Source organism: Streptomyces sp. NPDC059851, assembly GCF_042732005.1.
GTDB lineage: Bacteria > Actinomycetota > Actinomycetes > Streptomycetales > Streptomycetaceae > Streptomyces.
The window spans coordinates 14,380-37,729 of record NZ_JBHWJJ010000027.1; the positions used below are offsets into that span (position 1 = coordinate 14,380).

Sequence of the window (23,350 nt, forward strand, 5' to 3'; positions counted from 1 at the left end):
GTCGTGCGGTAAGTGCCGCTTTCGCGTACGACTGCCAGACGTGAGAACGGGCCCGGAAGTTGCCTCCGGGGCCCGGCTCGTTGAAGTGCTCAGCGGGTCAGCGCGAGCGAAGTCAGCTGGGCCACGCCCCAGCTGACGGGTACGCACACCGTGAGCAGGGCTCCGGCCCGGACGGTGGCGGCGGTCCGCAGGACGGTGCCGGGGGTGCCGAGGTGGAGCAGGGCGGCGCGGGCGGCGGAGCGGGACTGACGGACCTCGACGGCGGAGGTGAGCAGGGTCGCGGCGGCGCAGAGGGCGACGAGGGCGCAGGCGAGGGCGGTCAGCGGGCCGAGCGGGGCGCCGGGCCCGTCCGCGGAGCCGGGTCCGCCCGGACCGGGCAGGGTCGCGGCGCTGAGGGCGGCCGCCCCGACCGCACAGAGCACGCCGAGCGGGCGGCCGATCCGCGGGGCCTCCTCCTGCAGGGCCCGGCCGGCCAGCAGCCGGAGCGCTCCGGGGCGGGCGGCCTGGACCAGGGTCCCGCAGGCGTAGGCCAGGCCCGGTCCGGCGAGGGCGAGCCCGAGGGCGGTGAGGAACCAGCCGGCGGGCAGCACGGCCCCGCCGGGGCCCGCGTACCCCTCGACGGCGAGCCCGCAGGCGGTGAGGGCGATGCCCCACGGCAGGCCGGTCCGCGGGGCGGGAGGGGTGTGCGGGCGCAGGGCGAAGGCGGTGGCGGCCGAGGCGGTCAGCGGGACGAGGACCAACAGGGTGAGGGCGGCGGCCACGGGCAGTGGCCGGTCGGCGTGCAGCAGCCGGGCACCGGCTCCGTCGAAGAGGAGTCCGCCCAGGTCGCCGCGCAGGTGGAGGAAGGCGGCCAGGGCCACGACGCTGCCCAGGGTGCAGGAGATCGCGGTGGAGACGGCCGCGACGAGCGTGAGGCGTACGGGTCCCAGCCCGACAGCGTCCATCCCTGCGCGGGGCCGGGTGGCGGGGTCGGTCCGGGCGACGGCGACGGCGAGGTGGACGGTGGCGGCGAGCGGGACCAGCGCCCACAACAGCCGCGGGAACGATCCGGCGGGCCGGACCACCGCCCCGGCGAGCACGTACAGCAGCAGGAAGCCGGTGCCGGCGCAGGCGGCGGCGACCAGCAGGCGGCGCAGCTGGACGAGCGGGCGGGAGCCGCGGGCTAGGCGGAGAGCGAGCACGCGGCCTGGCCCTCCGGGAAGTCGCCGGACGGGCCGGTCGGGCCGGACGGGCCGGTGGCCGCTCCGGCGGGGCGGCCGTCGAGGAGGGCGAACCGGCGGTCGGCGACGGCCGCGGTGTCCTCGTCGTGGGTGGCGAGCACCACGGTGACCTCGTGCGAGCGGGCCGCGGTGGTCAGGGTGCGCAGGAGCAGGGCGCTCTCGGTGCGGTGCAGCGGCGCGGTGGGCTCGTCGGCGAAGATCACGGAGGGCTCGCTGACCAGGGCGCGGGCCAGGGCGACGCGCTGGGAGGCGGCGCGGTCCAGGGCGCGGGGGCGTTTGCGGGCGAAGCCTGCGACGTCGAGCCGGTCCAGCCAGGCGCAGGCGGTCCGCTTGGCGGTGCGGTGGGAGGCGCCGGAGACCAGGAGGGGGAGGGCGGCGTTCTCCCAGACGGTGAGCTCGGGCAGCAGGTCCGGCTCGGGGCCGATCCAGCCGAAGCGGTCGCGGCGCAGTCGTTCGCGGCTGAGGGCGCCCATGGTGTGGACGGGCACGCTGTTGAACCAGACCTCGCCCTCGCGGGGGACGAGCTGCCCGCTGAGGCAGCGCAGCAGGGTGGTCTTCCCGCTGCCGCGCGGGCCGGTCACGGCGAGGACCTCGCCTTGGCGGACGCCGACCGAGACCCCGATGATGCCGGGTGAACCGTTGTGGGAGTAGTGAACGGACCGTGCCCAGAGCACATCGTCGTCCGGTGGAGCCACCATGGCGTACACCTCCGTCCGGGGGAACGAAGCGGAGCCCGTTCGGTCACTGGCGCCCGCACTGAGATGTAAAGAGATGAACGTCCCGCATGCCGACAGCACACGGCCCGGACGCCCGCGTTCTCACTCGAACGGGGTATCCGGGCCGTGTGGTTCGGACTATTTACAGCCCGGTTCTAGAGCTTGGTCCACGCCTCGGTGAGCACCGAGCGCAGGATCCCCTCGATCTCGTCGAAGGTGCCCTGGTCCGCGATCAGCGGCGGGGCGAGCTGCACGACCGGGTCGCCGCGGTCGTCGGCCCGGCAGTACAGGCCGTTGTCGAAGAGCGCCTTGGAGAGGAAGCCGTAGAGCACGCGCTCGGTCTCCTCGTCCGTGAACGACTCCTTGGTGACCTTGTCCTTGACGAGTTCGATGCCGTAGAAGTAGCCGTTTCCGCGGACGTCGCCGACGATCGGCAGGTCGTGCAGCTTCTGGAGGGTCTTCAGGAAGACGCCCTCGTTGTCCAGCACGTGCTGGTTGAGGCCTTCCTTGTCGAAGATGTCGAGGTTGGCGAGGGCCACGGCGGAGGACACCGGGTGTCCGCCGAAGGTGTAGCCGTGCAGGAAGGTGTTGTTGCCCTTGTAGAAGGGCTCGGCGACGCGGTCCGACACGATGCAGGCGCCGATCGGGGAGTAGCCCGAGGTCATGCCCTTGGCGCAGGTGATCATGTCCGGGACGTAGTCGAACTTGTCGCAGGCGAACATCGTGCCGAGGCGGCCGAAGGCGCAGATCGTCTCGTCGGAGACGAGCAGCACGTCGTACTCGTCGCAGATCTCGCGGACCCGCTGGAAGTAGCCGGGCGGCGGCGGGAAGCAGCCGCCGGCGTTCTGCACCGGCTCCAGGAAGACGGCGGCGACGGTGTCGGCGCCCTCGAAGAGGATCTGCTGCTCGATCTGGTCGGCGCACCAGCGGCCGAAGGCCTCGGGGTCGTCGCCGTGGATCGGGGCGCGGTAGATGTTGGTGTTCGGCACCTTGTGCGTGCCGGGGACCAGCGGCTCGAAGGGGGCCTTGAGGGCCGGCAGGCCGGTGATCGACAGGGCGCCCTGCGGGGTGCCGTGGTAGGCGACCGCGCGCGAGATGACCTTGTACTTGGTCGGCTTGCCCTTGAGCTTGAAGTACTGCTTGGCCAGCTTCCAGGCGGTCTCGACGGCCTCGCCGCCGCCGGTGGTGAAGAAGACCTTGTTGAGGTCGCCCGGCGCGTAGCCGGCGAGGCGCTCGGCCAGTTCCACTGCCTTGGGGTGGGCGTAGGACCACACGGGGAAGAACGCGAGTTCCTGCGCCTGCTTGTAGGCGACCTCGGCGAGCTCCTTGCGACCGTGACCGGCGTTGACCACGAACAGGCCGGCGAGACCGTCCAGGTAGCGCTTGCCCTTGTCGTCGTAGATGTAGGTGCCCTCACCGCGGACGATGGTGGGGACGGGGGTGTTCTCGTACGAGGACATGCGGGTGAAGTGCATCCACAGGTGGTCGTACGCGGTCTTGGACAGGTCCTGGGTCACGGTTATCGGGTTCCCCACATGTAGGTCTGCTTCTTCAGCTTCAGGTAAACGAAGCTTTCGGTGGATCGCACGCCGGGGAGGGCGCGGATCTTCTTGTTGATCGTTTCCAGCAGGTGGTCGTCGTCCTCGCAGACGATCTCCACCATCAGGTCGAACGAGCCCGCGGTCATCACCACGTACTCGCACTCGGCCATCTGGGTCAGCGCATCGGCCACCGGGTCGACGTCGCCCTCGACGTTGATGCCGACCATGGCCTGGCGGCGCAGGCCCACGGTGAGCGGGTCGGTGACGGCGACGATCTGCATGACGCCCTGGTCGAGGAGCTTCTGCACGCGCTGGCGCACGGCAGCCTCGGACAGGCCCACCGCCTTGCCGATCGCCGCGTACGGCCGACGGCCGTCCTCCTGCAGTTGCTCGATGATCGCGAGCGACACAGCATCGACCGAAGGGGACGGCTGCCTGCTCCTGGAATCTGCGCTTCGACTGACCACGACCTCACTGTGCACGAGGAGTCGTCTGTTCCGCAAGACGGATTCAATGAAATCCGTTGTCTTTGGATCCTGATCTCACTGATTTCGTAGGTGGCCGTGTCTGGCCCTGTCGAAAGCGTCCGCCCAACAGCTAGGCTTGGGGGAGCGTCTCAATCATTGGACATTGATCAGGAGTGTGGCTGTAGTGACCACCGAACTGCGTCGTCTGCGCAACTACATCGGCGGGGAGTTCAAGGACGCCGCCGACGGGCGGACCACCGATGTGGTCAACCCCGCCACCGGCGAGGTGTACGCAACGGCCCCGCTCTCCGGCCAGGCCGACGTGGACGCGGCCATGGCCGCCGCCGCTGCCGCCTTCCCGGGCTGGCGCGACACCACGCCCTCCGAGCGGCAGAAGGCCCTGCTCAAGATCGCCGACGCCTTCGAGGCGCGGGCGGACGAGCTGGTGGCCGCCGAGTCGGAGAACACGGGCAAGCCGCTGGGCCTCACGGCCAGCGAGGAGCTGCCCCCGATGGTGGACCAGATCCGCTTCTTCGCGGGAGCGGCCCGCCTGCTGGAGGGCCGCTCGGCCGGCGAGTACATGGACGGGATGACCTCGATCATCCGCCGCGAGCCGGTCGGCGTCTGCGCCCAGGTCGCGCCGTGGAACTACCCGATGATGATGGCCGTGTGGAAGTTCGCCCCGGCCATCGCCGCGGGCAACACCGTGGTGCTCAAGCCCTCGGACACCACGCCGGCCTCCACCGTCCTGATGGCGGAGATCATCGACTCGATCCTGCCGAAGGGCGTCTTCAACGTCGTCTGCGGCGACCGCGAGACCGGCAAGGCCATGGTCGAGCACTCCACCCCGGCGATGGCTTCCATCACCGGCTCGGTGCGCGCGGGCATGCAGGTCGCCGAGAGCGCCTCGAAGGACGTCAAGCGCGTCCACCTGGAGCTCGGCGGCAAGGCCCCGGTCGTGGTCTTCGAGGACGCCGACATCGCCAAGGCCGTCGAGGACATCGCCGTCGCGGGCTACTTCAACGCAGGCCAGGACTGCACGGCAGCGACCCGCGTCCTCGTCCACGAGTCCATCCACGACGAGTTCGTGGCCGCCCTGGCCAAGGCCGCCGCCGACACCAAGACCGGCGCCCCGGACGACGAGGACGTGCTCTACGGCCCGCTGAACAACCCCAACCAGCTGGGCCAGGTCGCCGGCTTCATCGACCGCCTCCCGGCGCACGCCAAGGTCGAGGCGGGCGGCCACCGGGTCGGCGACAAGGGCTACTTCTACGCCCCGACCGTCGTCTCGGGCCTCAAGCAGGACGACGAGATCGTCCAGAACGAGGTCTTCGGCCCGGTCATCACCGTCCAGTCCTTCACGGACGAGGCGCAGGCCGTGGAGTACGCGAACGGCGTCGAGTACGCCCTGGCCTCCTCGGTGTGGACCAAGGACCACGGCCGCGCGATGCGCATGTCCAAGAAGCTCGACTTCGGCTGCGTGTGGATCAACACCCACATCCCGCTGGTGGCCGAGATGCCCCACGGCGGCTTCAAGAAGTCCGGCTACGGCAAGGACCTCTCCGCCTACGGCTTCGAGGACTACACCCGCATCAAGCACGTGATGACCTCGCTCGACGGCTGATCGGCCGCCCCGGCGGGGGCGTGTGACCCGGGGGACCCCGCAAGGGCCGTCGGAGTTCGATCAAGGGGCGGGCAGTGGACAATGTGTCCATTGCCCGCCCCCGTTTCGTTCCCCGAGGCCCTTCTCCATGCCTGAACTCGCCTTCCCCCGCCGTACGGCGCTGCGCGGACTCGGTGCCGCCGGCCTGCTCCGGCCCTCGCCGGCTGTGGTGTGCCGTCCGCGTACGTCCCCGAGGACCGGCGGGGAGGCCCGGACCGCTCGGGCCGGGACCGGAGCCTCGCCTTCTCCAACTGGCCGCTGTACATAGACGCCGACGAGGAGGACGAGGAGCGCCGCCCCACCCTGGAGGCCTTCACGCGGAAGACCGGCATCGAGGTCTCCTACAGCGAGGAGATCAACGACAACGACGAGTTCTTCGGCAAGATCAGCCCCGCGCTGATGAACCGCCAGGACACCGGGCGGGACCTGGTGGTGGTCACCGACTGGATGGCCGCCCGGTACGTCCAGCTGGGCTGGGCCCAGACGATGGACCGCGCCGCGCAGCCCAACGTGGCCGCGCACCTGGACCCGCAACTGCGCTCGCCCGCCTTCGACGAGGGCCGCCTGCACACCGTGCCCTGGCAGTCGGGGATCACCGGCATCGCCTACAACCGCAAGGCGCTCGGCAGGGAGGTCAAGTCCGTCAAGGACCTGTGGCACCCGGACCTGGCGGGCCGGGTCACCCTCTTCTCCGGCCTCGACGAGTCCTTCGCCCTGCTGATGCAGGGCAACGGCGTGGACGTCACCCGGTGGACCGAGTCGGACTTCCACCGGATGTGCGACCAGGTCGAGGCGCTGGTGCGGAAGAAGCACGTCCGCCGCTTCACGGGCAACGACTACACCTCCGACCTCGCCAAGGGCGACGTCCTGGCCTGCCAGGCCTACTCCGGAGACGCCATCCAGCTCAAGGCCGACAACCCCGACATCGAGTTCGTGGTCCCCGAGGAGGGCGGCGAGCTGTGGTCGGAGAGCATGCTCGTCCCCAACCTGGCCCGGCACAAGGCCAATGCCGAGGCCCTCGTCGACCACTACTACGACCCGGAGGTGGCCGCCGAGCTCGCCGCCTTCGTCAACTACGTCTGCCCCGTTCCGGCCGCGCGCGAGGTGCTGGCGCGCTCGGAGGACAAGGAGACCGCGGAACTCGCCGAGAACCCGCTGGTGTTCCCGGACGGGGAGATGCGGGGGCGCCTGGCCGTGGCCCGCGCCATCACCTCCGCGGAGCGCCGCACCTTCGCCCGCCGCTGGAACGCCATCGCCGGCTTGTGATCATCGCCACGGAAGTGAACGCGTTCAGGAAAATTGCTGAACGTGTTCAATTCGCGGCGTAGGCTTCTCCCATGAGCGAGAGAAACGCCCTCCAGCGACGGATCCGTGCCTGGCTGATCCTGTTCATCGTGTGCCTCGTCCTCAGCGGGCTCACGGCCTTCCCCCTGGTCACCGAGGTCCGCTGGGCCAACTCCCTGGTTTCCCACGCGTGGTTGAGCCGGGTCGGCGAGGGTCTGGAGCAGGCCGACGCGCAGTACCCGTTCCTCCTCTACGGCACCGACTGGCTCGCCTTCGCCCACCTGGTGATCGCGGTCTTCTTCTACGGTGTCCTGCGCGACCCCGTGCGCAACGTCTGGATCGTCGAAGCCGGCATGATCGCCTGCGTCGGAGTGATCCCCCTGGCGCTGATCTGCGGTCCCATCCGGGGCATCCCCTTCGGGTGGAGCCTCATCGACATGTCGTTCGGGGTCTTCGGGGTGATCCCGCTGCTCGTGCTCCGACGCCTCGTCAAACGACTGGAGGCGCTGCCCGCCCCCGCCTGACGGTGCACCCGCCACGCCCGCCGGGTGCCCCGCCCCCGGTCCGCGCCCGCGGCCTCACCGGCCGAACCGGGCGCGGACGGCCGCCAGGACGTCGATCCGGTTCGTGGTGATCGCGTCCACCCCGGCCGACAGCAGCCGGCGCATCGAGCACGCCGTGTCGGCGGTCCACGCCGAGACCAGCAGGCCGTCCCGGTGCAGCGCGTCCACCAGCTCCCGGTCGACCAGCCCGAAGCGGTAGTTGAGCCAAGCCGGCGCCACCGCGTCGATCAGCACCCGGCGCGGCGGCGCCAGCGTCGTCCACGTCAGCGCGATCTCCGCGTCCGGATCGGCGGCGCGTACGGCCAGCATGGTGTTCGGGCCGGCGCTGTAGTACGTGCGCTCGCGGGCACCGCACTCGCGGACCACCCCGACCACCGTCCGCACCGACTCGACGCCCGCACCCGGCAGGTCGATCATCACCCGGCCCGTGCCCGAGGCCGCCAGGACCTCGCGCAGGGTCGGGACCCGGCCCGCCGTCATCTCCCGCAGCTGAGCGGCCGTCACGGCGTCCAGCCGCACGTCGTGCCGCCACAGCCGCCCCAGGGTGTCGTCGTGCAGGAGCACCGGCTCCCCGTCACGGGTCAGGCGTACGTCGACCTCCACCGCGTCCGCTCCGCGCGCGAAGGCCGAGCGGACGGAGGGCACGGTGTTCTCGGGGAAGCGGTAGGGGTCACCGCGGTGGGCGACGGCCGTCAGGGTGCGCATGCCGCCCATTCTCCGGGTGCGTCAACGCGCGAGCCAAGCCTCGGTGTAGGCGTCGATCTCCGCGGTGATCCGCTCCTTGCCGGCCCGGTCCAGGAACGAGGCCTCGACCGCGTTCTTCGCCAGCTGCGCGACCCCGCGCTCGTCGAGGTCGAGGAGCCGGGCGGCGACCGCGTACTCGGTGTTGAGGTCCGTGCCGAACATCGGCGGGTCGTCGCTGTTGATGGTGACCAGCACGCCCGCCTCGACCATCTCCTTGACCGGGTGCCGGTCCAGGTCGGTCACGGCGCGGGTGGCGATGTTCGACGTCGGGCAGACCTCCAGCGCGATGCGGTGCTCGGCGAGGTACGCCAGCAGCTCCGGGTCCTGCACGGCGCTGGTGCCGTGGCCGATGCGCTCGGCGCCGAGCTCGCGGATGGCGTCCCAGACGGTCTCCGGGCCGGTGGTCTCGCCGGCGTGCGGCACGCTGCGCAGGCCGGCGGCCCGGGCCGCGTCGAAGTACGGCTTGAACTGCGGGCGCGGGACGCCGATCTCGGGGCCGCCGAGGCCGAAGGAGACCAGGCCCTCCGGGCGCAGGTCGACGGCGAGGCGCGCGGTCTCGGCGGCGGCCTCCAGGCCGGCCTCGCCGGGGATGTCGAAGCACCAGCGCAGGATGACGCCGAGTTCGGCCTCGGCGGCCTTGCGGGCGTCCTCGATGGCCTCCATGAACGCGTGCTCGTCGATGCCGCGGCGCGTCGAGGAGTACGGGGTGATGGTCAGCTCGGCGTAACGGATGTTCTGCCGCGCCATGTCGCGGGCGACCTCGAAGGTGAGGGTGCGCACGTCGTCCGGGGTGCGCACCAGGTCCACGACGGAGAGGTAGACCTCGATGAAGTGGGCGAAGTCCGTGAAGGTGAAGTAGTCGGCGAGCGCCTCCGGGTCCGTGGGGACCTTGGAGTCGGGGTGCCGGGCGGCGAGCTCGGCCACGATGCGCGGGGAGGCCGAGCCGACGTGGTGGACGTGGAGCTCGGCCTTGGGCAGCCCTGCGATGAAGGGGGTCAGGTCGGGCACGGAAAGGCCTCCGGGAAGACGCGGGTGCAGACGGATCGGGCTTCATCGTAGGCAGCCCGGGGCATGTCGGAGGCAGCGCATAGCATGGCCGTACGAGAGGGGGGCGACGCATGACCGATCAGAGCCCCGAGCCGAGGGACCCGTGGGCGCCGCCGGAGCGGCCGTCGGGGGAGCACGGCGGGCCGCAGGGCCGAGCGGGGGTGCCGGGGCCGCCGTCCGTCCACGACCAGATCACGATCGCCGGGATGCCGGGTGCGGGGGCCGGCACACCGCCCGCGCCGATACCCTCCGCGTACCCGGGAGCCGCGCAGGCCCCGGCGCCCGCACCGCCGGCGCCGGCGGCCGTGCCCCCGGCGTACGCCTACCCGGCCCAGCCGGCCCCCGGCGGGTACGGCTACCCCGGTGCGCCGTCCGCGCCGTCCGCGTACGGCTACCCCGGCTACCCGGGCCCGGCCGCGTACGTCCCCTACGGAGGGCAGCCGCGCAACGGGTTCGGAGTCACCGCCCTCGTCCTCGGCATCGTCGCGGTCGTCGGGTGCTTCACCAGCTTCTTGGCGATCGCGATCGGCATCGGGGCGGTCGTCTTCGGCGCGCTCGGACGCGGCAGGGCCCGCCGGGGCGAGGCCACCAACGCCGGCGTGGCCCTGGCGGGCATCATCCTGGGCGCGATAGGCATCCTGCTGGGGGCCGCGATCCTGGCGATCGGGATCGTCGGGTTCCTCGAACGCGACGGCGGGGGCGGCTACGACAGCCCGTACTCCAACTCGCGGATGCGCGAGAAGGTCTGACGCCGCGGCGCCGGGCCCGTACTCGGGCCCGGCGCGCGCGTACGCCTCCCCCGGGCCGTCGCTCCGGCTCCCGCTACCGCTGGGAGGCACCCCCGGACCCTCGCCGCGGCTCGACCGGCTCGACCGGCTCGACCGGCTCGACCGGCTCGACCGGCACGGTCCGGCAGGGGCGGCCTAGGCGGCCCACGGCCAGTCGGCGTCCCGGTCCGCCTCGATCAGCGGCACCATACGGAAGGCCGCGTCGGTGAGTCCGCCGAAGGTGTGCCGGTTCGCGGACCCGGAGGGCGCGTGTCCCACCCGGTACCCGGCCAGGTTCCAGGTGTAGACCGGCACCTCCTCCGGGACCAGGGCCGTCGGGTCGCCGCCGTAGCCGTAGGTCGCCTGCTCGTCGGTGACGATCAGAACCCGGTCGTGGCGGCGGTAGTGTTGCCGGACGGCCTCCGCGGTGTAGGTGCCGCCGAGGTCCTCGAACCGCTCCAGCACCTTCAGCACGCTCTCGCCCCGGCGGTACGGGACCGGCTTGCTGTTCGTGCCGAACTGCACCAGGTCCGCGTGCTCGGCCCGCAGCGCCAGCGCCGTGCCGAACACGGCAGCGGCGTCGGCCCGGTTGAGCTGCGAGCGGTCGGACAGCGGCGACCACATCGACCCGGACCGGTCGACGAGGACGAGGGTGCGTCCCGGCAGCGCGGGCACGGAGGCCAGCGAGTGCCCGAGGGCCTGCTCCAGCGGGTACGCCCAGCGCAGCGACGGCGCGTGCTGGTGGGCGGCCAGGTAGCGGAAGGGGAACTGCCGGGACCGGGCGACCGTCTCCGGGTCGCAGATCCGGGCCGCGACCCGCGCCGCCACCTCCTCGCAGACCCCGGCCCCGTCGAAATTGCGCAGGTTGCGCAGCAGTGCCATCACGCCCATGGACGGGATGACCGCCTCCCAGGCGGCCGCGTCCATCGGCCCCTGCAGCCAGCCGGCCAGCGCCTCCCAGGTCATGCCCGCCGCTGCGAGCCGCTCGGCGCCGCCGGGGCCCGTCACCACGGCCCGGCGCTCCTCGACCGGCAGGGCCATGAGCTCCCGGTGGGCCGTCAGGGTGCGGTTGCCGGCGGGCACTTCGGCCGCCTCCGGGTGGTGGCGGCGGTCGAGGGCGTAGCGGAACAGCTCGCCCTGCCAGGGCTTGGACGGGTCCGGCGCGGCGTGCACGAGGTTCAGGACGTCGCCGAAGCGGAAGCCCTTGGACGCGGTGTCGTACTTCAGCAGGGAGGTGCCGGAGTAGAGCCGGCGCACTGCGTCGGCGATGCCGCGCTTGACGGGCTTGGGCACGGCGCGCCCGTACGTGGCCGTCCAGTAGGCGAGGAGCTCGCCGGGCTCGTCCGCGCGCTGCAGCACGGAGTCCACCACCTGCCGGTTGGACGGCCCGTCGGTCGCGCCCGCGTCGAGCCGCGCCTTGACGTACTCGGCGGCTCCGACCAGCGAGGCGGTGCGCATGTTGCCCTCGCCGCGCAGCCAGCCCAGCAGGCCGGCGGTCCACTGCGGGTCCTCGACGGCGAGTGTGCGCACCAGGGCGGCGAAGCGGTCGTCGCGCTCCTGGGCGCCCTCGTAGGCGGTGCGCTGCGTCACGAAGTTGGCGACGGCGAGCAGGAACAGCTCCGAGCGCGGGTCGCGGACGAAGCCGGGGCTGCCGTGGTGGTTGCGGGCGCGCCGGCCGGTCGAACGCACCGGTGACGAGGTGGTGGTTCCGGGTGCGGTCGCGGACGCGCGCCGGTTGAAGCGGGCCATGGGAATTCCCCCGAATTCCGTACAGATGGGGGAAGGCTTGACGTGCGGGACGCCCGAGATCGGAAGGTCGGCGACGGGCTGCATGCCATGCGAGCTTTCCGGGCTGCTCCACCGGCCGTGGCCGGGCGGGATTCGAACCCGCGACCTCATGGTCCGGAAGTAGCCGTCGCCTGCGCACCGGGCGTCCCGCACGCGGCCTCCCGAGATCGAGGTGGCGGCGGCTTGGGTTTCTTTGCGGAAGAAGGAGCCGCAGCCCGCGCACCGGGAGGTGCGTGAGGTGCGTCCAGAGTTCAAGGCGGCGAAACCACATGCTGCTCTAACCGACTGAGCTACACCGGCCCGAAGCCGGTGACGGGACTCGAACCCGCGACCTGCCCATTAAGAGTGGAAGTAGGTCTCGCCTGCGCACCTGGACGATCACACCGTAGGCCGCGGCCTCCCGGGCCCGCCACACAATTTAGGGGCCCGGCCCCTCCTACGCCCCCTGCGCCTCCGCGCGCAGCCGCTCCCGGGCCTCCATCAGGGCGAAGCCCAGCAGGTTCAGGCCGCGCCAGCGCGCCGGGTCCAGCGCCCGGGCGTCGTCGGCCGCCAGGCCGATGCCCCAGACGCGGTCCAGCGGGCTCGCCTCCACCAGGACCCGGTCCCCTGTGGTCAGCAGGTACGAGCGCAGCTGTGGCGTGGAGCGGAACTTGTGCACGCTGCCCTCCACGACCAGGGCGAACCGCTCCCGCTCCCACACCCCTTCGTCGAAGCCGCGTACCAGCCGCCCGGCGTTCTTGGCCTCGGCCGGGGTCCGGGCCGCCAACGCGGCGCGCTCCCCGTCGGCGTCCCCGAACAACCGCGCCTTCCCGGCCATCATCCAGTGCTCGGCGGTCTCGTAGCGGACGCCTTCCACGGTGAACGGAGAGGGCCACCACTGGCTCAGGCAGCTCGGACCCAGCGTCCCGTCCGGCCGCGGCCGGTGGCCCCAGAACGGCAGGAACTTCACCCGGTCACCACGGCTGACCTGCCCGATCAGCTTGTCGATCATCTCCATGCACGGGAGTCTGGCAGTCGCCACGGACACTTCGTACGGGATTCGACGTGTCTCTCGACACATGGTCGACCGAATCCGTCGCGTAATCAAAAGGCAACAACGGAATCACTTGGCTGCGGGTGGCGCCTCTGCCAGGATCGGCACTCAATTCGAGCTGAAGCCACGAGGGCGTGAGAGCGTGATGGGTAGTCGCTTCCAGGTCGAGGACCGCTTCGCGGACGGCGTGCAGTACATCGACGGCCGCCTGGGGTGCGGTACCTCCGGACGGTCGCACACCGTGGTCGACCCCGCCACCGGTGAGGAGGTGCTCACCTACGAGCTGGCCTCCACCGCCGACGTGGACGAGGCCGTGGCCGCCGCCCGGCGAGCCCTTCCGGCCTGGTCGGCGGCCACCCCCGGCGAGCGCTCGGACGCACTGCACCGGCTGGCGACCGTCCTCGCCGCGCAGGCCGAGGACCTCGCGCACGCCGAATCGCTCCAGTGCGGCAAGCCGATCAAGCTGACCACGGAGTTCGACGTACCGGGGACGATCGACAACACCGCCTTCTTCGCCGGCGCCGCCCGGCACCTGCAGGGGCAGGCGGCCGCCGAGTACTCCGGGGACCACACCTCGTACGTGCGCCGCGAGGCCATCGGGGTCGTCGGCTCCATCGCCCCCTGGAACTACCCCCTCCAGATGGCCGCCTGGAAGATCCTCCCGGCCGTCGCCGCGGGCAACACCATCGTCCTGAAGCCCGCCGAGCTGACCCCGCTGACCTCCCTGATGTTCGCGCAGGCCGCCACGGAGGCGGGCATCCCCGACGGCGTCATCAACATCGTCACCGGCGCCGGCCGGGACGCCGGCGAGCACCTGGTCGGCCACCCGGACGTGGCCATGACCTCCTTCACCGGCTCCACCGCCGTCGGCAGGCGCGTCGCCGAGATCGCCACCGCCACCGTCAAACGGCTCCACCTGGAGCTCGGCGGCAAGGCCCCCTTCCTCGTCTTCGACGACGCCGACCCGGAGGCCGCCGCCCACGGCGCCGTCGCCGCCTCCCTGATCAACACCGGGCAGGACTGCACGGCCGCCACCCGCGCCTACGTCCAGCGCCCCCTGTACGAGACCTTCACCGCCCGCGTCGCCGAGCTGATGGAGGGCGTCCGCCTGGGCGACCCCTTCGACCCGGCCACCGACCTCGGGCCGCTCGTCTCCCACGCCCACCGCGACCGCGTCGCCGGCTTCGTCGAGCGCGCCCGCGGCTACGCCACCGTCGCCACCGGTGGCACCGCCCCGGGTGGCGCCCTCGCCGACGGCGCCTACTACCGGCCCACCCTGATCACCGGCGCACCCCAGGACAGTGAGATCGTCCGGTCCGAGGTCTTCGGGCCGGTCCTCGTCGTCCTTCCCTTCGACACGGACGACGAGGGCATCGCGCTGGCCAACGACACCCCCTACGGACTCGCCGCATCCGCCTGGAGCCGCGACGTCTACCGGGCCGGCCGCGCCACCCGCGAGCTGCGGGCGGGCTGCGTCTGGGTCAACGACCACATTCCGATCATCAGTGAGATGCCCCATGGGGGATACGGGGCGAGCGGCTTCGGAAAGGACATGAGCTCGTACTCCTTCGAGGAGTACACGCAGGTCAAGCACGTGATGTACGACAACACCGCGGTCGCCGAGAAGGACTGGCACCGCACGATCTTCGGGGACCGATAGCAGCAGCCGGCCGTCCGACCAGCGGCCCACCCATCCCGAAAGGGCACAGCCCATGGAGCACTCCGAGCCCGAACGCCTCTCCGAGGCACAGCTCGCCGCGATGCGGCGCAGCCTCACCGGCGGCCGCGGCGCCCTCACCCGCCGCTCCCTGCTGCGCGCCTCCGGCGCCGGCGCGCTCACCCTCGGCGGCCTGGCCTCCCTGAGCGCCTGCGGCATCCCGCCCGCCCGACGCGACGGCGCGACCGCTGCCTCCGACGACCACTCGGACAAGGAGAAGGTGATCAACTTCTCCAACTGGACCGAGTACATGGACATCAGCGACGACGAGAAGACCCACCCGACGCTGGAGGAGTTCACCAAGCGGACCGGCATCGAGGTCAACTACACCGAGGACATCAACGACAACGTCGAGTTCTTCGGCAAGATCCGCCCCCAGCTGGCGGCGGGCCAGGACACCGGCCGCGACCTGATCGTCGTCACCGACTGGCTCGCGGCCCGCATCATCCGCCTGGGCTGGGCGCAGAAGCTGGACCCCGCCCACCTGCCGCACGCCTTCGCCAACCTGATCCCGCAGTACCGCAGCCCCGATTGGGACCCCGGGCGCGCCCACAGCTACCCGTGGACCGGCATCAACACCGTCATCGCGTACAACACGAAGGCGACCGGCGGGAAGAAGGTCGACTCCGTCACCCAGATGCTCGACGATCCCACCCTCAAGGGCCGGGTCGGCTTCCTCACCGAGATGCGCGACACCGTCGGCATGACCCTCCTCGACCAGGGCAAGGACCCGGCGACCTTCACCACCCCGGACTACGACGCGGCCATCGCCCGCCTCCAGAAGGGCGTGGACAGCAAGCAGATCCGCCGCTTCACCGGCAACGACTACACCTCCGACCTGGACAAGGGGGACCTCGCGGCCTGCCTCGCCTGGGCCGGCGACGTCATCCAACTGCAGGCCGGCAACCCGGACATCCAGTACGCCATCCCGACCGCCGGCTACATCACCTCCAGCGACAACCTCCTCGTACCGGCCCGCGCCCGGCACAAGGCCAACGCGGAGAAGCTCATCGACTTCTACTACGAGCCCCCGATCGCCGCCCAGCTCGCGGCCTTCATCAGCTACGTGTGCCCGGTCGCTGGCGTCAAGGACGACCTTGCGAAAATCGATCCTGCGCTCGCGGACAACCCCTTGATCATTCCGGACGAGGAGATGACCGCCAGGGCCCATGCCTTCCGCATGCTCACCAGCGAGGAAGAGACCGAGTACGAGGAAAAGTTCGCCAAGCTCATCGGAGCCTGACGAGCGCCCGTACCGGCACCGCCCCCCGCACTCTTCCGAAGAACACCACCACCGAAGGCCGCGACCCATGACTGACAAGACCGCGGGCGGCGACGTCCGCCTCGCCGGGATCAGCAAGCACTACGGCACGTTCACCGCCGTGCACCCCCTGGACCTCACCATCCCCCAGGGCTCCTTCTTCGCCCTGCTCGGCGCCTCCGGCTGCGGAAAGACCACGACCCTGCGCATGATCGCCGGCCTGGAGGAGCCCTCCACCGGCACGGTCCACCTGGGCGAGCGCGACGTCACCCAGCTGCCCCCGTACAAGCGCCCCGTGAACACGGTCTTCCAGAGCTACGCGCTCTTCCCGCACCTGAGCATCTACGAGAACGTGGCCTTCGGCCTGCGCCGCCGCGGCATCACGTCCGTCAAGAAGCAGGTCGAGGAGATGCTCGACCTGGTCGAGCTCGGCCAGTTCGCCCAGCGCAAGCCGCACCAGCTGTCCGGCGGCCAGCAGCAGCGCGTCGCCGTCGCCCGCGCCCTGATCAACCACCCCCAGGTGCTCCTCCTCGACGAGCCCCTCGGTGCCCTCGACCTCAAGCTGCGCCGCCAGATGCAGCTGGAGCTCAAGCGGATCCAGACCGAGGTCGGCATCACCTTCGTGCACGTCACGCACGACCAGGAGGAGGCCATGACCATGGCCGACACGGTCGCCGTGATGAACGGGGGCCGGGTGGAGCAGCTCGGTGCTCCCGCCGAGCTCTACGAGAACCCGCGCACCACCTTCGTCGCGAACTTCCTCGGCACCTCCAACCTCATCGAGGCGGAGGTCCTGGAGGCCAGTGGCCCCGACGTCGTCGTCAGCTCCGCCGGGACGAAGCTCAGGCTCCCCGCGGCACGCTGCTCGACCGCCCCCAAGGCGGGCGGGAAGCTGCTGGTCGGCGTGCGCCCCGAGAAGATCTCCCTGGTCCCCGCGGACGAGGAGCACACCGTCGCGGCCGGCCGCAACAAGGTCGCCGGCCGGATCGCCGACTCCTCCTTCATCGGCGTCTCCACCCAGTTCGTGATCGACAGCCCGGTCTGCTCCGAGCTGGAGGTGTACGTACAGAACATCGAGCGCGACGCCCGCCTGACCCCGGGCACCGAGGTCGTCCTGCACTGGAACCCCGAGCACACCTTCGGCCTCGACGCCGCCCAGGACATCGACGCGGGCATCGAGACGGTCGAGGAGAGCGCATGACCGCCACCGCGGCCCCGCCCGAGGCCCCCACTCCCGCCGAGCCCCCGGTCCACAGGCCCTCCCTGCGCAAGCGGCTGGTCCCGTACTGGCTGCTGCTGCCCGGCATCCTGTGGCTGCTCGTCTTCTTCGTGCTGCCGATGATCTACCAGGCATCGACCTCGGTGCAGACCGGCTCCCTCGAAGAGGGCTTCGAGGTCACCTGGCACTTCGGGACCTACTGGGACGCCTTCACCGAGTACCTCCCGCAGTTCCTGCGCTCCCTGCTGTACGCCGGCACCGCGACCGTACTGTGCCTGCTGCTCGGGTACCCGCTGGCCTACCTGATCGCCTTCCGGGCGGGCCGCTGGCGCAACCTGCTGCTGGTGCTGGTCATCGCCCCGTTCTTCACCAGCTTCCTGATCCGCACCCTGGCCTGGAAGACGATCCTGTCCGACGGCGGCCCGGTCGTCTCCTTCCTCAACACGATCGGCTTCCTCGACGTCACCAGCTGGCTCGGCCTCACCGAGGGCGACCGGGTGCTGGCCACGCCGCTCGCGGTGGTCTGCGGCCTCACGTACAACTTCCTCCCCTTCATGATCCTTCCGCTCTACACCTCCCTGGAGCGCATCGATCCGCGCCTCCACGAGGCGGCCGGGGACCTGTACGCACGCCCCGTCACCACCTTCCGCAAGGTCACCTTCCCGCTGTCCATGCCGGGCGTGGTCTCCGGGACCCTGCTCACCTTCATCCCGGCGAGCGGCGACTACGTCAACGCCGAACTCCTCGGCTCGACCGACACCCGCATGATCGGCAACGTCATCCAGTCGCAGTACCTGCGCATCCTCGACTACCCGACGGCGGCTGCGCTCTCGTTCATCCTCATGGCCATCGTGCTGGTCATGGTCACCCTTTACATCCGCCGGGCGGGGACGGAGGACCTGGTCTGATGCAATGGCTCCGCCGCAACCTCGTCGTCATCGCCGGTCTCGGCACGCTCGCCTACATGGTGCTGCCGAACCTCGTCGTGACGCTCTTCTCCTTCAACGACCCCGCCGGGCGCTTCAACTACGCCTGGCAGGAGTTCTCCCTCGACGCCTGGAAGGACCCCTGCGGGGTCGCCGACCTGTGCGGCTCCCTGTCCCTGTCGCTCCAGATCGCCCTGTGGTCCACCCTGGCCGCCACCCTGCTGGGCACCGCCATCGCCTTCGCCCTGGTCAGGTACCGGTTCAGGGCGCGCGGCGCGGTCAACTCGCTGATCTTCATGCCGATGGCCATGCCCGAGATCGTGATGGCCGCCTCGCTGCTCGCGCTGTTCCTCAACATGGGCATCCAGCTGGGCTTCTGGACGATCCTGATCGCCCACATCATGTTCTGCCTCAGCTTCGTCGTCGCCGCCGTCAAGGCGCGCGTGCTGTCGATGGACCCGCGGCTGGAGGAGGCCGCCCGCGACCTCTACGCGGGGCCGGTGCAGACCTTCGTACGGGTCACCCTGCCGATCGCGGCACCCGGTATCGCGGCGGGCGCGCTGCTGGCCTTCGCGCTCTCCTTCGACGACTTCATCATCACCAATTTCAACTCGGGCAACACCGTCACCTTCCCCATGTTCGTGTGGGGATCGGCCCAGCGCGGTACGCCCGTGCAGATCAACGTCATCGGCACGGCGATGTTCGTCATCGCGGTGCTGGTGGTGCTCGCCGCCCAGATGGTCGGCAGCCGCCGCAAGAACGCACAACCCAAGTAACCCACCCTGTAGGGAGTTGGAAGACATGGCCCCAGTCGCCATGCGAAGCGTTGCGAAATCCCTTTCCGAAGCACTGCCGGTCTCGTACTGGCTGGACGACCCCGGCAGGCCCGCCGCACAGCCGGCCCTGACCTCCGACGAAGCCTGCGACCTGCTGGTCATCGGCGGGGGGTACAGCGGCCTGTGGACCGCGCTGCTCGCCAAGGAGCGCGACCCCGCCCGGGACGTCGTCCTGATCGAGTCCAAGGAGGCGGGCTGGGCCGCCTCCGGGCGCAACGGCGGCTTCTGCGCCGCCTCCCTCACGCACGGCCTGGCCAACGGGCTGGCGCGGTGGCCCGGCGACCTCGCCCGGCTGGAGGAGCTCGGCGCCCGCAACCTCGACGAGATCGAGGCGGCGGTCGCCCGCTACGGGATCGACTGCGACTTCGAGCGGACCGGCGAGATCGACGTGGCCACCGAGCCCCACCAGGTCGAGGAGCTGCGCGAACTGCACGAGCAGGCGCAGAGGCTCGGCCTGGCCGGCGGTGCGCGCTGGCTGGACCGTGACGAGCTGCGTGCCGAGGTCGACTCGCCCACGTTCCTCGCCGGCCTGTGGGACACCGACGGCGTGGCCATGCTCAACCCCGCCAAGCTCGCCTGGGGCTTGAAGCGGGCCTGCCTCGGCCTCGGCGTGCGCATCTACGAGAACACCCGCGGCCTGTCGCTGACCTCCTCGGGCGCGGGGATGGCCGTACGCACGCCGTACGGGCGGATCTTCGCCCGGCGGGTGGCCCTCGGCACCAACATCTTCCCCTCCCTGGTCAAGCGGATCCGTCCGTTCACCGTCCCGGTCTACGACTACGCGCTGATGACCGAGCCGCTGACCCCCGACCAGCTGAAGGCCATCGGCTGGCAGCGCCGCCAGGGCATGGGCGACAGCGCCAACCAGTTCCACTACTTCCGCCTCACCCCGGAGAACCGGATCCTGTGGGGCGGATACGACGCCATCTACCCCTACAAGGGCCGGCTCGACTCCGAGTACGACCACCGCCCCGAGACGTACCTGAAGCTGGCGCAGCACTTCTTCACCGCGTTCCCGCAGCTGGAGGGCGTCAACTTCAGCCACGCCTGGGGCGGGGCCATCGACACCTGCTCCCGCTTCTCCGCCTTCTTCGGCACCGCCCACTCCGGCCGGGTCGCCTACGCCGCCGGCTTCACCGGGCTCGGCGTGGGCGCCACCCGCTTCGGCGCCGACGTGATGCTGGACCTGCTGGACGGGGCGCGCACCGAGCGGACCCGGCTGGAGATGGTCCGGTCCAAGCCGATGCCGTTCCCGCCCGAGCCCTTCGCCTGGACCGGCATCACGCTCACCAAGTGGTCCCTGGCCCGGGCCGACGCCCGCGGCGGACGCCGCAACCTGTGGCTGAAGACGCTCGACAAGTTCGGCCTCGGTTTCGACAGCTGACGGGGGCGGGGCGCACTCCGGCGCATCCGCGTCTTCACTGCGTGAGCCGGTTCACCACCTCGGGCGAGGAGAACCCGCGTCATCCCTGCGCCCGGCCCCGCTCTCTCCCGGTGAGAACCCCTCACCTACAGGGAACGGAGGCCGGGCGATGCAGGGCTCGGAGATCAAGACCGTGGTGGACTGGCTCGTGGCGGCGGCCCCGGATCCGGACGCGACCCGGTGGGACTGGGAGCGCAGCACCCGCGGTACCGCGTTGCTGCCCGCCGGCCGGCGGTGGGACGTGCTGGACCTGCCAGGGGAACTGGGGCGGTGCACCCTCGCCGTCCTGCGCCACCTCCGCGACCGGCCCGGCCCGGTGCTCGCGGGCCCGTGCGGCACCCGGGTGGGCTTCTTCGTGCCCGCGGGCACGGCCTCCTGCTGGGTCGGCACCGGCGTACGGGGTGCCGGGCGCGGGGCCTGGATCGCCGTCCCGTACCCCGGCCGGGCGGTGCACGGGTCCCGCTGGCTGGTGGTCCCGGACGGCCGGGGGACGCTCACCGACCCGGCGGTGCTGGAACTCGCGATGCACGAGGCCGCGGCGGAGCTGGCGGCGGGCGGGCCGTCGGCGGGGGAGGGTGTCCGCAGTCCGTGAGCGGCCCGTCACCAGGCCGTGGCACGCCCCGTGTTCGGCGGGAGGGAATCCCTGCTCAGGGTGCTTCCGCCGGCCCGGGACGGCCCCGGGCGCCCCGGGCGACCGCGTGCGCGACCCCGAGCAGGAGCGGGAGGCACAGCAGAAGGCTGGCCAGCACGTCCAGGGGCCAGTGCCAGCCGCGCAGGACCAGGCCGAGGGCCGTGGCGCCCGTCAGGGCGAGGGCGGCGGCCACGGGCCACGGGCCCCGGGTGTACGGGCGCAGCAGCAGGGCCGCCCCGAGGTAGGCGACGGCAGCCGTGGCCGTGTGGCCCGAGGGGAAGTAGCCGGCGGCCCACGGCTCCAGCGGGCCCGGGCGGGCGGTCCACAGCTTCATCGGGACCACCAGGGCCGGGACCAGGGCCATGGCCAGGCCGGCGGCCAGGGCGCCGAGCCGGTTGCCGCGCCGGACCGCGTACGCCATGGCCAGGACCAGGACCGGGACGGCGACCGGGATGTTGCCGAGGTCGGAGAGGCCTTCGGTGACGGCGTCGGGGAGGCTGCGGACCACGGCACGACTGAGGGCCTCGTCCGGCGCCAACAGCGGGCCCGAGACCAGCACTTGCCAGGTCGCGAGCGCGAGGGCCGGCAGGCAGAGCAGGAGAAGGAGGAGGGTGGCCGGCCGTCCCGGAACAGGGGGGATGGTTCCGGGAGGGCCGGCCGGATCGGGCTGCCGTGCGCCCCGGGGGGTTTGGGGCGGACGGCCGTCCGATCGGTGAGGAGTGCGCGCGAACGCAGGCCCAGTACGGTGCTGGGGATGCCCGGTACCGGGGTCGCCCCCGATTTCCCGGGAGCGGGGTGTCTCACTCATCTGCAGAAACCGTACGGCAGCGGAAAGGGGACCGACAGCAGGAACGCGGTCCTGCCATCGGCCCCCCACATCTTCTTCACAGCGCCCGCCCGTTACCGGCGGTAGCGACCGGGACGCTTGTTCGGGAGCTCGCTCAGATGCCCGCGAAAGCACCCTCGATGATGTCCAGGCCCTCGTTCAGCAGGTCCTCGCCGATGACGATCGGCGGCAGGAAGCGGAGCACGTTGCCGTAGGTGCCGCAGGTGAGGACGATCAGGCCCTCGGCGTGACAGGCCTTGGCCAGCGCGGCGGCGGCCTCCGGGTTCGGGGTCTTGGACTCCGGGTCCTTGACCAGCTCGATGGCGATCATGGCGCCGCGGCCGCGGATGTCACCGATGATCTCGTACTTCTCCTGCATCGCGGTCAGACGCGACTTCATGAGGGACTCGATCTTCTTCGCCTTGGCGTTGAGGTCGAGCTCCTTCATGGTCTCGATGGAGCCGAGCGCACCGGCGCAGGCAACCGGGTTACCGCCGTACGTGCCGCCCAGGCCGCCCGGGTGCGCGGCGTCCATGATCTCGGCGCGGCCGGTCACGGCGGCGAGCGGCAGACCGCCGGCGATGCCCTTGGCGGTGGTGATCAGGTCGGGGACGATGCCCTCGTCCTCGCAGGCGAACCACTGGCCGGTGCGGCAGAAGCCGGACTGGATCTCGTCCGCGACGAAGACGATGCCGTTGTCGTTGGCGAACTTCACGATCGCCGGCAGGAAGCCCTTGGCCGGCTCGATGAAGCCGCCCTCGCCGAGGACCGGCTCGATGATGATCGCGGCGACGTTCTCGGCGCCGATCTGCTTGGTGATCTGGTCGATCGCCTGGGCGGCGGCCTCGGGGCCGCAGTTCTCGGCGCCGGTGGGCCAGCGGTAGCCGTAGGCGACCGGGACGCGGTAGACCTCGGGGGCGAACGGGCCGAAGCCGTGCTTGTACGGCATGTTCTTCGCCGTCAGCGCCATGGTGAGGTTGGTGCGGCCGTGGTAGCCGTGGTCGAAGACCACGACGGCCTGGCGCTTGGTGTACGCACGGGCGATCTTGACGGCGTTCTCGACGGCCTCGGCACCGGAGTTGAACAGGGCCGACTTCTTGGCGTGGTCACCCGGGGTCAGCTCGGCCAGCGCCTCGCAGACCTCCACGTAACCCTCGTAGGGGGTGACCATGAAACAGGTGTGGGTGAAGTCGGCGAGCTGCGCGGTGGCGCGGCGCACGACGGCCTCGGCGGAGCCGCCGACCGAGGTCACGGCGATGCCGGAGCCGAAGTCGATCAGACGGTTGCCGTCGACGTCCTCGAGGATGCCGCCGTCCAGGCGCTTCGTGAAGACGGGGAGCACGGAGCCCACGCCGCCGGCCACCGCGTCGAGACGGCGGGCCTGCAGCTCCTGCGACTTGGGGCCGGGGATCGCGGTGACGAGCTTGCGCTCCTGCGGAACAGCAGTCATGGAGGGCTCCTGGGGGTGTTTTCGGACGCACTTGTGTCTTTGTCCGCAGGCTAGGCCCGGGGAAGGGGGTACGGCATGCTCCGTTCGGGAGTGGTCCGTGCGTGTTCTTGTCCGTGACGGCCATAGGAAGGACGGCGTGCCGTGTCCTGCGCACGGGCCGCGACACCGGCCGGTACCGGCCCGGATCCGCCGCCGGGCAACTACATTGAGCGACGCAGCGCAGGCACG

At 71.3% G+C, this 23,350-nt stretch carries 20 protein-coding genes and 1 pseudogene; 11 read left to right on the forward strand and 10 right to left on the reverse strand.

From position 1 onward, the window contains the following. Positions 1 to 89: 89 nt before the first annotated feature. The 4 genes from ACFV7Q_RS12450 to ACFV7Q_RS12465 form a co-directional block, all read right to left on the reverse strand. Positions 90 to 1,181 carry a hypothetical protein gene (locus tag ACFV7Q_RS12450; RefSeq protein ID WP_385427308.1) on the reverse strand — a complete coding sequence of 364 codons (1,092 nt, stop codon included), beginning with the start codon at positions 1,179 to 1,181 and terminating at the stop codon, positions 90 to 92. Further along, positions 1,163 to 1,918 (reverse strand): ABC transporter ATP-binding protein, encoded by a 756-nt coding sequence (locus tag ACFV7Q_RS12455; protein WP_385427311.1) that lies wholly within the window; start codon positions 1,916 to 1,918, stop codon positions 1,163 to 1,165. The genes ACFV7Q_RS12450 and ACFV7Q_RS12455 overlap by 19 nt, the downstream gene beginning before the upstream one ends. A gap of 173 nt (positions 1,919 to 2,091) precedes the next feature. Further along, a complete protein-coding gene (locus tag ACFV7Q_RS12460; protein WP_385427314.1) occupies positions 2,092 to 3,471 on the reverse strand; it encodes an aspartate aminotransferase family protein in 1,380 nt (459 codons plus the stop codon). Further along, complete coding sequence (locus ACFV7Q_RS12465; RefSeq protein WP_385427317.1) at positions 3,456 to 3,959, reverse strand: Lrp/AsnC family transcriptional regulator; 504 nt, start codon at positions 3,957 to 3,959, stop codon at positions 3,456 to 3,458. The genes ACFV7Q_RS12460 and ACFV7Q_RS12465 overlap by 16 nt, the downstream gene beginning before the upstream one ends. Before the next feature lie 169 nt (positions 3,960 to 4,128). Between ACFV7Q_RS12465 and ACFV7Q_RS12470 the strand changes: the two genes are divergently transcribed. From ACFV7Q_RS12470 to ACFV7Q_RS12480, 3 genes and pseudogenes are all read left to right on the forward strand, one after another. Next, positions 4,129 to 5,568 (forward strand): gamma-aminobutyraldehyde dehydrogenase, encoded by a 1,440-nt coding sequence (locus ACFV7Q_RS12470; protein ID WP_385427320.1) that lies wholly within the window; start codon positions 4,129 to 4,131, stop codon positions 5,566 to 5,568. A 127-nt stretch (positions 5,569 to 5,695) separates the two neighbouring features. Beyond that, positions 5,696 to 6,873: pseudogene (locus ACFV7Q_RS12475) on the forward strand (PotD/PotF family extracellular solute-binding protein). A gap of 71 nt (positions 6,874 to 6,944) precedes the next feature. Then, complete coding sequence (locus ACFV7Q_RS12480) at positions 6,945 to 7,415, forward strand: hypothetical protein (protein ID WP_385427323.1); 471 nt, start codon at positions 6,945 to 6,947, stop codon at positions 7,413 to 7,415. 54 nt (positions 7,416 to 7,469) lie between these two features. On the opposite strand, the gene ACFV7Q_RS12485 is transcribed toward ACFV7Q_RS12480, so the two are convergent. Both ACFV7Q_RS12485 and ACFV7Q_RS12490 read right to left on the reverse strand, forming a co-directional pair. After that, the gene (locus ACFV7Q_RS12485) at positions 7,470 to 8,159 is read right to left on the reverse strand and encodes a glycerophosphodiester phosphodiesterase (protein WP_385427326.1); all 690 of its coding nucleotides are present in this window, start codon (positions 8,157 to 8,159) and stop codon (positions 7,470 to 7,472) included. Positions 8,160 to 8,180: 21 nt separating this feature from the next. Next, the gene (locus ACFV7Q_RS12490; protein ID WP_385427328.1) at positions 8,181 to 9,206 is read right to left on the reverse strand and encodes an adenosine deaminase; all 1,026 of its coding nucleotides are present in this window, start codon (positions 9,204 to 9,206) and stop codon (positions 8,181 to 8,183) included. A 110-nt stretch (positions 9,207 to 9,316) separates the two neighbouring features. Here ACFV7Q_RS12490 and ACFV7Q_RS12495 point away from each other — a divergent pair, with 110 nt between their 5' ends. Continuing rightward, positions 9,317 to 9,994 carry a DUF4190 domain-containing protein gene (locus tag ACFV7Q_RS12495; protein ID WP_385427330.1) on the forward strand — a complete coding sequence of 226 codons (678 nt, stop codon included), beginning with the start codon at positions 9,317 to 9,319 and terminating at the stop codon, positions 9,992 to 9,994. 174 nt (positions 9,995 to 10,168) lie between these two features. On the opposite strand, the gene ACFV7Q_RS12500 is transcribed toward ACFV7Q_RS12495, so the two are convergent. After that, positions 10,169 to 11,761: a TROVE domain-containing protein gene (locus tag ACFV7Q_RS12500; protein WP_385427332.1), complete on the reverse strand. Its 1,593-nt coding sequence runs from the start codon at positions 11,759 to 11,761 to the stop codon at positions 10,169 to 10,171. A gap of 475 nt (positions 11,762 to 12,236) precedes the next feature. After that, a complete protein-coding gene (locus tag ACFV7Q_RS12505; RefSeq protein WP_385427334.1) occupies positions 12,237 to 12,797 on the reverse strand; it encodes an NADAR family protein in 561 nt (186 codons plus the stop codon). Between the two features lie 181 nt (positions 12,798 to 12,978). Between ACFV7Q_RS12505 and ACFV7Q_RS12510 the strand changes: the two genes are divergently transcribed. The 7 genes from ACFV7Q_RS12510 to ACFV7Q_RS12540 all read left to right on the forward strand — a co-directional run bounded on the left by ACFV7Q_RS12510 (position 12,979) and on the right by ACFV7Q_RS12540 (position 20,807). Then, positions 12,979 to 14,493 carry a gamma-aminobutyraldehyde dehydrogenase gene (locus ACFV7Q_RS12510; RefSeq protein WP_385427337.1) on the forward strand — a complete coding sequence of 505 codons (1,515 nt, stop codon included), beginning with the start codon at positions 12,979 to 12,981 and terminating at the stop codon, positions 14,491 to 14,493. A 52-nt stretch (positions 14,494 to 14,545) separates the two neighbouring features. Continuing rightward, a complete protein-coding gene (locus tag ACFV7Q_RS12515) occupies positions 14,546 to 15,793 on the forward strand; it encodes a spermidine/putrescine ABC transporter substrate-binding protein (protein ID WP_385427340.1) in 1,248 nt (415 codons plus the stop codon). Positions 15,794 to 15,860: 67 nt separating this feature from the next. After that, entirely contained in the window at positions 15,861 to 17,012 is a 1,152-nt protein-coding gene (locus tag ACFV7Q_RS12520) for an ABC transporter ATP-binding protein (protein WP_385427342.1), read from the forward strand. Further along, positions 17,009 to 17,938 (forward strand): ABC transporter permease, encoded by a 930-nt coding sequence (locus tag ACFV7Q_RS12525; RefSeq protein WP_385427345.1) that lies wholly within the window; start codon positions 17,009 to 17,011, stop codon positions 17,936 to 17,938. Before ACFV7Q_RS12520 ends, ACFV7Q_RS12525 begins: the two co-directional genes overlap by 4 nt. After that, positions 17,938 to 18,732 (forward strand): ABC transporter permease, encoded by a 795-nt coding sequence (locus tag ACFV7Q_RS12530; RefSeq protein WP_385427347.1) that lies wholly within the window; start codon positions 17,938 to 17,940, stop codon positions 18,730 to 18,732. Before ACFV7Q_RS12525 ends, ACFV7Q_RS12530 begins: the two co-directional genes overlap by 1 nt. A gap of 25 nt (positions 18,733 to 18,757) precedes the next feature. Beyond that, positions 18,758 to 20,176, forward strand: coding sequence for an NAD(P)/FAD-dependent oxidoreductase (locus ACFV7Q_RS12535; protein WP_385427350.1), 1,419 nt, complete (start codon positions 18,758 to 18,760; stop codon positions 20,174 to 20,176). A 148-nt stretch (positions 20,177 to 20,324) separates the two neighbouring features. Continuing rightward, positions 20,325 to 20,807 carry a hypothetical protein gene (locus tag ACFV7Q_RS12540; protein WP_385427353.1) on the forward strand — a complete coding sequence of 161 codons (483 nt, stop codon included), beginning with the start codon at positions 20,325 to 20,327 and terminating at the stop codon, positions 20,805 to 20,807. Positions 20,808 to 20,862: 55 nt separating this feature from the next. Here the strand turns inward: ACFV7Q_RS12540 and ACFV7Q_RS12545 are convergent, their stop codons facing one another. Next, positions 20,863 to 21,354: a phosphatase PAP2 family protein gene (locus ACFV7Q_RS12545; protein WP_385427355.1), complete on the reverse strand. Its 492-nt coding sequence runs from the start codon at positions 21,352 to 21,354 to the stop codon at positions 20,863 to 20,865. Positions 21,355 to 21,787: 433 nt separating this feature from the next. Further along, the gene (gene gabT, locus ACFV7Q_RS12550) at positions 21,788 to 23,122 is read right to left on the reverse strand and encodes a 4-aminobutyrate--2-oxoglutarate transaminase (protein ID WP_385427358.1); all 1,335 of its coding nucleotides are present in this window, start codon (positions 23,120 to 23,122) and stop codon (positions 21,788 to 21,790) included. Positions 23,123 to 23,350 lie beyond the last annotated feature (228 nt).

What these genes read in the sequence shown, in the direction of transcription:
- ACFV7Q_RS12455 (WP_385427311.1), bottom strand. Translation starts at nt 1,918, where the DNA reads ATGGTGGCTCCACCGGACGACGATGTGCTCTGGGCACGGTCCGTTCAC.
- ACFV7Q_RS12480 (WP_385427323.1), top strand. Translation starts at nt 6,945, where the DNA reads ATGAGCGAGAGAAACGCCCTCCAGCGACGGATCCGTGCCTGGCTGATC.
- ACFV7Q_RS12485 (WP_385427326.1), bottom strand. Translation starts at nt 8,159, where the DNA reads ATGCGCACCCTGACGGCCGTCGCCCACCGCGGTGACCCCTACCGCTTC.
- ACFV7Q_RS12495 (WP_385427330.1), top strand. Translation starts at nt 9,317, where the DNA reads ATGACCGATCAGAGCCCCGAGCCGAGGGACCCGTGGGCGCCGCCGGAG.
- ACFV7Q_RS12500 (WP_385427332.1), bottom strand. Translation starts at nt 11,761, where the DNA reads ATGGCCCGCTTCAACCGGCGCGCGTCCGCGACCGCACCCGGAACCACC.
- ACFV7Q_RS12505 (WP_385427334.1), bottom strand. Translation starts at nt 12,797, where the DNA reads ATGGAGATGATCGACAAGCTGATCGGGCAGGTCAGCCGTGGTGACCGG.
- ACFV7Q_RS12510 (WP_385427337.1), top strand. Translation starts at nt 12,979, where the DNA reads ATGGGTAGTCGCTTCCAGGTCGAGGACCGCTTCGCGGACGGCGTGCAG.
- ACFV7Q_RS12515 (WP_385427340.1), top strand. Translation starts at nt 14,546, where the DNA reads ATGGAGCACTCCGAGCCCGAACGCCTCTCCGAGGCACAGCTCGCCGCG.
- ACFV7Q_RS12520 (WP_385427342.1), top strand. Translation starts at nt 15,861, where the DNA reads ATGACTGACAAGACCGCGGGCGGCGACGTCCGCCTCGCCGGGATCAGC.
- ACFV7Q_RS12525 (WP_385427345.1), top strand. Translation starts at nt 17,009, where the DNA reads ATGACCGCCACCGCGGCCCCGCCCGAGGCCCCCACTCCCGCCGAGCCC.
- ACFV7Q_RS12530 (WP_385427347.1), top strand. Translation starts at nt 17,938, where the DNA reads ATGCAATGGCTCCGCCGCAACCTCGTCGTCATCGCCGGTCTCGGCACG.
- ACFV7Q_RS12535 (WP_385427350.1), top strand. Translation starts at nt 18,758, where the DNA reads ATGGCCCCAGTCGCCATGCGAAGCGTTGCGAAATCCCTTTCCGAAGCA.
- ACFV7Q_RS12540 (WP_385427353.1), top strand. Translation starts at nt 20,325, where the DNA reads ATGCAGGGCTCGGAGATCAAGACCGTGGTGGACTGGCTCGTGGCGGCG.
- gabT (WP_385427358.1), bottom strand. Translation starts at nt 23,122, where the DNA reads ATGACTGCTGTTCCGCAGGAGCGCAAGCTCGTCACCGCGATCCCCGGC.